Genomic DNA, 9,795 nt, shown 5'->3' on the forward strand with positions numbered 1-9,795 from the left:
CAGATCTCCGTTGCTATCGGAGCCTGAGTACACCTCGATATATCAAGTCGGTGAGACTCGAACATCCACCTCGGTCAGTCCCCTCTCCCTCCGGGAGAGGGTTAGGGTGAGGGGGCTCTTGAAGCTCACCGCCGAGGCAACTGAATCTCCACCTTCAACCCACCCCACTCACTTTCACCCAACACCAAAACCCCACCCCACGTTTCAACAATATCCCGCACAATCCCCAGCCCCAACCCATGCCCATGGGTCTGCTCATCCAGCCGCGCTCCCCGGCTGAACACCTGAGCCCGCTGCGCCTCGGGAATCCCCGGCCCGTCATCCTCCACGCTCAGCACAAAACCTTCGGCCGTTTCGACCACGCTCAACCGCACCTCGGCATCCGCCCATTTGCAAGCGTTGTCCAGCAGGTTGCCGAGCAGTTCCAGCAGATCCTCACGATCCCACGGCAATTGCAGGCCCGGCGGTGCCACATAACTCAACTCCAGATGCTCGCCATGAATCATGTTCAACGTCGACAGCAGCCCCGGCAGCTCGGCGTCGCAATCGAACAACGCTCCCGGCAGCGCATCGCCAGAGAGCCGCGCACGGTTGAGCTCGCGGTTCAGCCGTTGCTGAACCTGTTCCAGTTGTTCCTTGAGAATCTTGCGCAGTTCCGGGTGCGCGTCGAGCCTTTCACTCGACGCCAGACTGAGCAGCACCGCCAACGGGGTTTTCAGCGCATGCCCGAGATTGCCCAGGGCATTGCGCGAACGCTTGAGGCTGTCTTCGGTGTGCGCCAGCAAATGGTTGATCTGCGCCACCAGCGGTTCCAGCTCCGCCGGTACTTGTTCATCGAGTTGTGAACGCTGGCCCTGCTGCAACTGGGCGATCTGTTCACGAGCCTTTTCCAGCGGACGCAACGCGCGGCGCACGGTCAGGCGTTGCAGCAACAGAATCAGCAGCAACCCGGCCAGCCCGAGGCCGAGACCGATCTGGCGCATGCGCTGGAAGCTCTCGCGCACCGGCGTGTAATCCTGGGCCACGCTGATGGAAATCGACTGGCCGAGCCGTCGATAGTCCGAACGCAGCACCAATAATTGCTGACCGTCCGGCCCCAGCTGCAGGTTGCTGTGCAACCCGGAGCGTTCGAGCAGCGGCAGATCCTGATCCCACAACGAGCGGGAGCGCCAATGGCTGTCGGCGAAATCGATGCGGAAGTAATGCCCGGAAAACGGTCGCTGGTAGGCTGGCGACAAGTGCCGCTCATCCAGCTGCAAGCCTTGCGGGCCGCGAACCAGCGCCACCAGCAGGCTCTCGCTGTCGTTACGCAAGCCGGCTTCGAGATAGCGCTGCAATCCGACTTCGAACAACCACAGACTGGTTTGCGCCAGCAGCACGCCGACGACCACCAGCACACTGATCAACCCCAGGCTCAAGCGGCGCTGGATCGATCTCACGAAGCCTGTCCGCCAAACAGATAACCCTGGCCGCGACGGGTTTCGATCACGCTCTTGCCGAGCTTGCGCCGCAGGTGATTGACGTGGACTTCCAGCACGTTGGAATCGCGCTCGGTCTCGCCGTCGTAGAGGTGTTCGGCGAGGTGGCTTTTGGAGAGGATCTGCTCCGGGTGCAGCATGAAGTAGCGCAACAGACGGAATTCGGCGGCGGTCAGCTGAATATCGGCACCGTCGCGCACGACACACTGACGGCCCTCGTCCAGGTGCAGACCGGCGGCCTTGAGCGTCGGCTGGTTGGCCTGGCCCTTGGAACGGCGCAGCAGCGACTGGATGCGCAAATACAGTTCTTCCGGGTGGAAAGGTTTGGTCAGGTAATCGTCGGCACCGGCCTTCAGGCCTTCGATGCGCTCGGCCCAGGAATCACGGGCGGTAAGGATCAGCACCGGAATCGTCAGACCGCCGGCGCGCCATTGCGCCAGCACCTCAAGCCCCGGCACGCCGGGCAGACCGAGGTCGAGGACGATCAGGTCGTAGGGCTCGCTGCTGCCCTGATAGACCGCATCGCGCCCGTCCGCCAGCCAGTCCACCGCGTAGCCCTGACGTTGCAGGCCGGCGAGCAGTTCGTCAGCCAGCGGTACGTGGTCTTCCACCAGAAGCAAGCGCATCGGTCAATCTTCCTTGTCTTTCACGAGTTCACCGGTGTCGGCCTTCAGGTGCAGCTCGCGGGCCACACCTTCGACGGTCAGCAACTCGACTTCATAAATGTAGACGTCGTGTTTTTCTTCCAGCTCGACTTCCAGCAGTTTCGCGCCGGGATAACGATCCATCGCCTGCTGCAGCACTTGCTCCAGCGGCAGGATCACGCCCTGCTTGCGCAGATTGAGGGCTTCGTCGGGCCCCAGGTCGCGGGCCATCGCCGTCGAGCAAAACATCACCAGCGCCAATGCCGTACGGCGGGTGGCGCGAACATTAACCTTCATTACGTATCCTGATGATCCTTGAGCACTTGCCCGCTCACCGCATCCAGTTCCAGATCCCATTCCAGCCCCTGCGGATCACGCAGTTCGATCTGGTAGATGTACTTGCCGTACTGTTCTTCCAGCTCGGTGTCGGTGATCGTCGAACCCGGGTGTTTGGCCAGCGCGGTGGCGTTGAGCTTCTCGAAGGAGACGATAGTACCAGCGTCGCGCAGGCGCAGGGCTTCATCCGGGCCGAGATCGCGGGCGTGAACGGTGCTGGCGGCGAGGCCGATGATCGAGGCGAGGGTCAGGGCAGTCAGGGTTTTCATGGTGTCTCCGTATTTTTATGTGTCGCTACGGTCGGCACCTTAACGGTGCGAACTTAACTGAAACTGAATGGCCATCATTGGGCCTGCTCCTGCAGCCACGGCAACATGTGCTTATAATCTTTCGCTTGCTAACGATCGAGACCGGTATGACCGCCATTCACATCAAGTTCCCTGCCCTCACCCTCAAGGCCGGCCCCAGGGCCATGGCGCGTATTCGTGCCCAAGGCCTGAGCGCCGCCGACGTCGGCACCCTGCCCGGTGCTGCCGGCGGGCCAAAGGCGCTGGGGATTCAAGGGCTGGATCTGGCGTTGTTCGGCGAGTGGCTGCCGGCGGCGCCGCGCGAGCGTTCGCTGATCGGTGCGTCGGTGGGTTCCTGGCGCTTCGCCAGCGCTTGTCTGCCGGACGCCGCCGAAGGCATCCGCCGCCTCGGTCATCTGTACACCGAGCAGAACTTCAACAAAGGCGTGACCATCGGCGACGTCAGCCGCAGTTCGCAGCGAATGCTCGATGACCTGCTCGACGGCCGCGACACCAGCCTTCTGACCAACGCCCATTACCGCTTGAACATCATGGTGGTCAAAAGCCACGGCGGGCTGGCGGACGACCATCGCGGCCGGCTCGGGCTGGCGCTGGGCTCGGTGATCGCCGACAACCTGCGGGGTCGTGCGCGGCTGTCGCGGCACTTCGAACGGCTGATCATCCACGACCCGCGCCTGGCGCCGCCGGTGCATGCGCTGAATGACTTCCCGTCACGTTTCGTCGCCCTCGATGCCGGCAACCTGCGTCAGGCGCTGCTGGCGTCCGGTTCGATCCCGATGGTCATGGAAGGCGTGCGCGACCTGCCGGGCGCCGGTGCCGGCACGTTCCGCGACGGCGGTCTGCTGGACTATCACCTCGACCTGCCCTACAGCGGCGACGGCATCGTGCTGTATCCGCACTTCACCGACCGGGTGATTCCGGGCTGGTTCGACAAGACCCTGCCGTGGCGCAAAGCTTCGGTCGAGCGTTTGCAGGACGTGCTGTTGCTGGCGCCATCGAAGGAATACCTGGCGCGCCTGCCCTACGGCAAACTCCCCGACCGTAACGACTTCAAACGCTTCATGGGCGATGCGCCGAGCCGGCAGAAATACTGGCGCGCGGCGATGGACGAAAGTCGCCGATTGGGTGATGAGTTCCTTGAACTGACTGCCAATGGTCGCCTCGCCGAGCGCTTGCTGACCCTTTAGTCAGCACAGCCGGGAACAAGCTGATAAACTCGCCGCCTGCCCGAATTCGCTGCGGCGAACGCCATCTGAACAGAGCTGAAATCACTGTGGAAATCTTCAAGGAATTTACGTTCGAATCCGCCCACCGCCTGCCCCACGTACCGGACGGCCACAAGTGCGGACGCCTGCACGGTCACTCGTTCAAAGTGGCGATTCACCTGAGCGGCGACCTCGATCCGCACACCGGCTGGATCCGTGATTTCTCCGAGATCAAAGCGATTTTCAAGCCGTTGTACGAGCGTCTGGACCACAACTACCTCAACGACATTCCGGGCCTCGAGAACCCGACCAGCGAAGTGCTGGCCAAATTCATCTGGAATGAATTGAAGCCCCTGCTGCCGGAACTCAGTGCGATCCGCATCCACGAGACCTGCACCAGCGGTTGCATCTATCGCGGCGAGTAATTCCCGCGACACAAAAAAACCACCGAGACCGGTGGTTTTTTTACGCCTATGCTTTTTGGCTCGAACCCGCCAAGAGGACAGGCCCATGAGGGACTGGCTGCTGGATCAGATCTTTGATTTCAACGGGCGACAGATTCGCCACGGGGTGCGCGGCGACGGCCCGCCGCTGGTGTTCGTGCACGGCACGCCCTTCTCGTCTTACGTGTGGCACCGCATCGCGCCGCACTTTTTCGCCACGCATCGGGTGCATTACTTCGATCTGCTGGGCTACGGCCAATCCGAGCAACCGGACGCCGATGTCTCCCTCGGCGTGCAGAACGAATTGCTTGCGCAGTTGCTCGATCACTGGAATCTGCAACGCCCGGACGTGGTCGCCCACGACTTCGGCGGCGCCACCGTGCTGCGCGCGCACCTGCTCAACGGCAAGGATTACCGCAGCCTGACCCTGATCGACCCAGTCGCGCTGACACCCTGGGGTTCGCCGTTCGTGCAGCACGTGCGCCAGCATGAAGCGGCGTTCGGCGGCCTGCCGGATTACATCCAGCGCGCCATTGTGCCGACCTATATTCGCGGGGCGATCCAGCGGGATATTCCCGACGATGAACTGGCGCCCTACGTCCAGCCGTGGCTGGGCGATCCGGGGCAAGCGGCGTTCTACCGGCAGATCGCGCAGATGGATCAGCGCTACACGCTGGAGGCGCAGCCGCTGTACCCGACGATCCGTTGCCCGGTGCAGATTCTCTGGGGCGAAGAGGATCAGTGGATCCCCATCGAACGCGGGCGTGAGTTGCACAAGATGATTCCGGGATCGCAGTTTCATCCGGTCCCGAATGCCGGGCATCTGGTGCAGGAAGATGCGCCTGAAGCCATAGTCGCCGCGCTGCTGCGGTTCCTCTGATCCAATCCCGTGACCCTGTGGGAACAGCTGCTCCCACATGGTTCGGTGCGGCGCCCGATGCACTGCTTTCGCGCCGATCATCCGTGCCTCGTCTATAAATACCCGCAACATTGCGTTTGGCACGACCGCTGCAACCACTTCGCGTCCTCCCCTTTCCAGCAAGGAACGCCCCATGACGCAAAACGATCCCGGCAACGATTACCCCCTCAGTGAAGTGCCGATGCACGCGCGCAAAGGCCTGGCCTCCACGGCGATGGTGCTGCTGGGCTTCACCTTCTTCACCGCAACCATGTTTGCCGGCGGCAAGCTCGGCGTGGCGTTCAACTTCGGCGAAATGCTCGCCGTCATCATCATCGGCAACCTGCTGCTCGGCGTGTACGCCGCAGGCCTGGGTTACATCGCCTTCAAAAGCGGGCTGAATTCGGTGCTGATGGGGCGCTTCTGTTTTGGCGAAGTCGGCAGCAAGCTCAGCGACCTGATCCTCGGGTTCACCCAGATCGGCTGGTACGCCTGGGGCACCGCGACGGCGGCGGTGGTGCTCGGCAAGTATTTCGATTTGAACGAAGCCACGGTGCTGGGGCTGATGGTGCTGTTCGGCCTGGTGTTCTGCGCCACGGCGTATGTCGGTTATCGCGGGCTGGAGATTCTGTCGTACATCGCGGTGCCGGCGATGATGTTGCTGCTGATGCTGTCGATGTGGGTCGCGACCGTGAAAGTCGGCGGCCTCGACGGTTTGCTCAGCGTCGTGCCCAGCGGTTCGCTGGACTGGTCGACCGCCATCACGCTGGTATTCGGTACCTTCGTCAGCGGCGCGACCCAGGCCACCAACTGGACGCGTTTTTCCCGTTCGGCACGGGTCGCGGTGCTGGCCAGTCTGATCGGTTTTTTCATCGGCAACGGCCTGATGGTGCTGATCGGTGCCTATGGTGCGATCGTCTATCAACAGCCCGACGTGGTCGAAGTGCTGCTGTTGCAGGGCTTCGCCATGGCGGCGATGGCGATGCTGTTGCTGAACATCTGGAGTACCCAGGACAACACCATCTACAACTTCGCCGTCGCCGGCTGCAACCTGCTGCGCACCGGTCGCCGCAAGACCGTGACCCTGGCCGGCGCCGTGATCGGCACCGCGCTCGCGTTGCTGGGCATGTACGACATGCTGGTGCCTTATCTGATCCTGCTCGGCACGGTGATCCCGCCGATTGGCGGCGTGATCATGGCGGACTTTTTCTACCGCTGGCGCGGGCGTTATCCGCGTCTGGCCGACGCACGGTTACCGGCGTTCAACTGGCCGGGGCTCGCGGCTTACGCGGCCGGTACCGTCGCGGCGTTCGGCTCGCCGTGGGTCGCGCCGCTGGTCGGCATCGCCGTTGCCGCGTTAACGTATATCGCAGTGACCGGCCTGCTCGGCGCCCGCAACGCGGCCGCCCCTCTACAAGATCTATAAAAGGATTCGCCCGATGCACATCATCAACGCCCGACTGCGCAACCAGGAAGGTCTGCACGAATTGCACCTCGAAGACGGCCTGATCCGCAGCATCGCGCGCCAGACCGAAGCGCCGACCCTGGGCCCCGACGACCTCGACGCCGGCGGCAACCTGGTGGTGCCGCCCTTCGTCGAGCCGCACATTCACCTCGACGCCACCCTGACCGCCGGCGAGCCGCGCTGGAACATGAGCGGTACGCTGTTCGAAGGCATCGAGTGCTGGGGCGAGCGCAAGGTCACCATCACCCAGGAAGACACCAAGACCCGGGCGAAGAAAACCATTCAGACCCTCGCCGCCCACGGCATCCAGCACGTGCGCACCCACGTCGACGTCACCGATCCGCAACTCACCGCGCTCAAGGCGATGCTCGATGTGCGCGAGGAAAGCCGTCACCTGATCGACCTGCAGATCGTCGCGTTCCCCCAGGAAGGCATCGAATCGTTCCGCAATGGGCGCGAGCTGATGGAAGAAGCGATCCGTATGGGCGCTGACGTGGTCGGCGGGATCCCGCATTTCGAGTACACCCGCGACCAAGGTGTCAGCTCGGTGAAATTCCTGATGGACCTGGCCGAGCGCACCGGTTGTCTGGTGGATGTGCACTGCGACGAAACCGACGATCCGCATTCGCGCTTCCTCGAAGTGCTGGCCGAAGAGGCCCGCAGCCGCGACATGGGCGCCCTCGTGACCGCCAGCCACACCACGGCGATGGGCTCCTACGACAACGCCTACTGCGCCAAACTGTTCCGCCTGCTCGGGCATTCGGGGATCAGTTTTGTCTCCTGCCCGACCGAAAGCATTCACCTGCAAGGGCGCTTCGACAACTTCCCGAAACGCCGGGGCGTGACCCGCGTCAACGAGCTGCTCGAAGCCGGGATGAACGTCTGTTTCGGTCAGGATTCGATCGTCGATCCGTGGTATCCGCTGGGCAACGGCAACATCCTGCGGGTCCTCGAAGCCGGCCTGCACATCTGCCACATGCTCGGTTACCGCAACCTGCAAAGCGCGCTGGATCTGGTCACCGACAACAGCGCCAAGGCCATGCACCTTGGCGAACGCTATGGCCTGGAACAGGGCCGCCCGGCCAACCTGCTGATCCTGTCGGCGGACAGCGACTACGAAGTGATCCGCAGCCAGGGCCTGCCGCTGTACTCGATCCGCAATGGCGAGGTGCTGATGAAGCGGCAGATGCCGGTGGTGGAGTTCGTGGAGGGTTGAGTGGCGGTTATTGCTCGCGCCGGTTTTATCGCGAATCGAAAGAGCCAGCCTGTCAGATCTGACAGGCGACAACCGCCTCGAACCGGCTCACAGTAAAGCCCAAGGGATCCATCGTTCCCGGGGGGACGATCATGAAAGGGACTTCACTTTTCTGTCGTGTGCGCCGTGCCGAACAGGCGCACTCGCAGCAGTTCTCCGTCGCGCTCCTCCAGCAGGATCGGCGCGGTTCCGCCGGGCATCACCACCTGCACTTCTCCCGCAGACACCCAGCCCACCCGCCACGCCGCGCTTGCCACTGCACTGGCGCTGGTGCCGGATGAGGCGGTCGGGCCTTCGCCCCGTTCGAATACCCGCGCCACAATGCGTTGATCGCCAGCACGTATCGCCCATTGCAGGTTTACCCCGGCCGGGCACGGCTGGCCGGCGCCGGTGGGCACGGCGAAGGCGATGGCGGTCAGACTGTCCGCCAGCGGCGACTCAAGCATCTGTTCGTTGCTCGGCAATGCCGCCTCGTCCTCCAGCAGCGTCACGCAGTGCGGATTGCCGATTCTCACGAACTGACTGTGTGCCCAGCCGGGATCGAGTTGCGCCAACGGTCGAACACGGCTGATTTCCACACCATTGAACGGCACCGGTTCAACGCCGAGCGCACTGACGGCTGCCGGGCCGAATCCGGGTTGCCCGAGATCCAGCCAGAAGCCCTGCACGCCCGCGACCTCAGCCGGCTTGACCGAGATCGGCACGGGCGACTGCGCATCCTGTTTGTCGTGATGCACCTGCAACGATGCGCCCTGCTCTGGCATCAGCCCCTGCTCAAGCAGTGCCTGAGAAAAAATCGTCAGACCGTTGCCGCTGCGTTCAGCCAGCGTGCCGTCGGTGTTGACGATCAGCAGATCAAAGGGTGCCAAGGACTGAAAAGGGCCGATCAGCAAGCCATCGCTGCGATGATGCCTGGCTCCGGCGGGCCGGATTGAATCAGGCCATTGGCAGAATGTCGCGATGGTCTGCTCGCTCCAGATGGCTCTGGATGACGCCGCCTCTTGTGCGTTGGCCGGCAGGTCGATGCCCGCCTCACGTACCTGTAGGGGTGAAACCACGCCGTAGATATTGCCGCGCGCATCGTAAAACGTTGCCATCTCGTTTCCTGCGTTCAGGTTGCTGTCTGCGCTCCACTGTATCGCCTGACGGTATCGACAATCACGTGGAAATATCAGCGAAAGTGATATCACTTTGCCAAGAAACATCTCGTAGCAACTTCGAACAGGCCTTATGAACCGCGGCTTTCAGGGCATGTGCGCAACTTTTTGCGCAACTTTAAGCCTTTATGATCCGACTCGGTTCTGGATCAGGCTTTCGCCGAGGTTAGAACTTTCAGGAGATTCAGTTTCACCTCAAGGAGCGTCAAATGTTCAGTCCAGCCAACGAAACGCACTTCAGCCTGACCGTTGAAGACTACGTGGGCGACCTGCAAGTCCTGTCGTTCACCGGCACCGAAGGCATCAGCCAGCCGTTTCGTTTCGACCTGGAACTGGTCAGCGAAAACCCGGATCTGGACCTGGAAAAACTCCTGCACAAACAGGCGTTCCTCGCCCTCGATCCACAAGGCTCCGGTATCCACGGCCAGATCTACCGCGTCGCCCAAGGTGATGCCGGCAAGCGCCTGACCCGCTACAAAGTCTCGCTGGTGCCGCAGCTGCAATACCTGCATCACCGCACCAACCAGCGCATCTACCAGCAGATGTCGGCGCCGAAAATCATCGCGCTGATCCTCGACGAGCACGGCATCAAGGGCAACGCCTACA

11 protein-coding genes are annotated in these 9,795 nt (G+C 62.5%); 6 read left to right on the plus strand and 5 right to left on the minus strand.

Annotated features, from left to right (window positions below; genetic code table 11):
- Window positions 1-125: 125 nt before the first annotated feature.
- Genes L6D82_RS27120 through L6D82_RS27135 form a run of 4 tightly spaced genes read right to left on the minus strand, consistent with a single transcriptional unit; the run spans window position 126 to window position 2,727 of the window.
- On the minus strand, window positions 126-1,439 hold the full coding sequence (locus L6D82_RS27120; protein ID WP_236192025.1) for a sensor histidine kinase: 1,314 nt from the start codon (window positions 1,437-1,439) through the stop codon (window positions 126-128).
- Window positions 1,436-2,104, minus strand: a complete 669-nt coding sequence (locus tag L6D82_RS27125; RefSeq protein WP_011335105.1) for a response regulator transcription factor — start codon at window positions 2,102-2,104, stop codon at window positions 1,436-1,438. The genes L6D82_RS27120 and L6D82_RS27125 overlap by 4 nt, the downstream gene beginning before the upstream one ends.
- A 3-nt stretch (window positions 2,105-2,107) precedes the next feature.
- Window positions 2,108-2,419 carry a PepSY domain-containing protein gene (locus L6D82_RS27130; RefSeq protein WP_039770259.1) on the minus strand — a complete coding sequence of 104 codons (312 nt, stop codon included), beginning with the start codon at window positions 2,417-2,419 and terminating at the stop codon, window positions 2,108-2,110.
- Window positions 2,419-2,727: a PepSY domain-containing protein gene (locus L6D82_RS27135; protein ID WP_011335107.1), complete on the minus strand. Its 309-nt coding sequence runs from the start codon at window positions 2,725-2,727 to the stop codon at window positions 2,419-2,421. The genes L6D82_RS27130 and L6D82_RS27135 overlap by 1 nt, the downstream gene beginning before the upstream one ends.
- 146 nt (window positions 2,728-2,873) lie before the next feature.
- Between L6D82_RS27135 and L6D82_RS27140 the strand changes: the two genes are divergently transcribed.
- From L6D82_RS27140 to codA, 5 genes are all read left to right on the plus strand, one after another.
- Entirely contained in the window at window positions 2,874-3,953 is a 1,080-nt protein-coding gene (locus tag L6D82_RS27140; protein ID WP_129974348.1) for a patatin-like phospholipase family protein, read from the plus strand.
- A gap of 86 nt (window positions 3,954-4,039) precedes the next feature.
- Window positions 4,040-4,396 (plus strand): 6-carboxytetrahydropterin synthase QueD, encoded by a 357-nt coding sequence (gene queD / locus L6D82_RS27145; protein WP_007955941.1) that lies wholly within the window; start codon window positions 4,040-4,042, stop codon window positions 4,394-4,396.
- An 85-nt stretch (window positions 4,397-4,481) separates the two neighbouring features.
- Window positions 4,482-5,294: an alpha/beta fold hydrolase gene (locus tag L6D82_RS27150; protein ID WP_102688665.1), complete on the plus strand. Its 813-nt coding sequence runs from the start codon at window positions 4,482-4,484 to the stop codon at window positions 5,292-5,294.
- Between the two features lie 172 nt (window positions 5,295-5,466).
- Window positions 5,467-6,738, plus strand: coding sequence for a cytosine permease (gene codB, locus L6D82_RS27155; RefSeq protein ID WP_102688664.1), 1,272 nt, complete (start codon window positions 5,467-5,469; stop codon window positions 6,736-6,738).
- Window positions 6,739-6,751: 13 nt separating this feature from the next.
- Complete coding sequence (codA, locus tag L6D82_RS27160) at window positions 6,752-7,993, plus strand: cytosine deaminase (protein WP_236192026.1); 1,242 nt, start codon at window positions 6,752-6,754, stop codon at window positions 7,991-7,993.
- Between the two features lie 143 nt (window positions 7,994-8,136).
- On the opposite strand, the gene L6D82_RS27165 is transcribed toward codA, so the two are convergent.
- Window positions 8,137-9,129 carry a diaminopimelate epimerase gene (locus tag L6D82_RS27165; protein ID WP_102688662.1) on the minus strand — a complete coding sequence of 331 codons (993 nt, stop codon included), beginning with the start codon at window positions 9,127-9,129 and terminating at the stop codon, window positions 8,137-8,139.
- A 269-nt stretch (window positions 9,130-9,398) separates the two neighbouring features.
- Here L6D82_RS27165 and L6D82_RS27170 point away from each other — a divergent pair.
- Window positions 9,399-9,795: contractile injection system protein, VgrG/Pvc8 family (locus L6D82_RS27170; protein ID WP_248285768.1), on the plus strand; the 397-nt coding region annotated here is incomplete at its 3' end.

Source organism: Pseudomonas paraglycinae, assembly GCF_021601625.1.
In the GTDB taxonomy this organism is placed as follows: domain Bacteria; phylum Pseudomonadota; class Gammaproteobacteria; order Pseudomonadales; family Pseudomonadaceae; genus Aquipseudomonas; species Aquipseudomonas paraglycinae.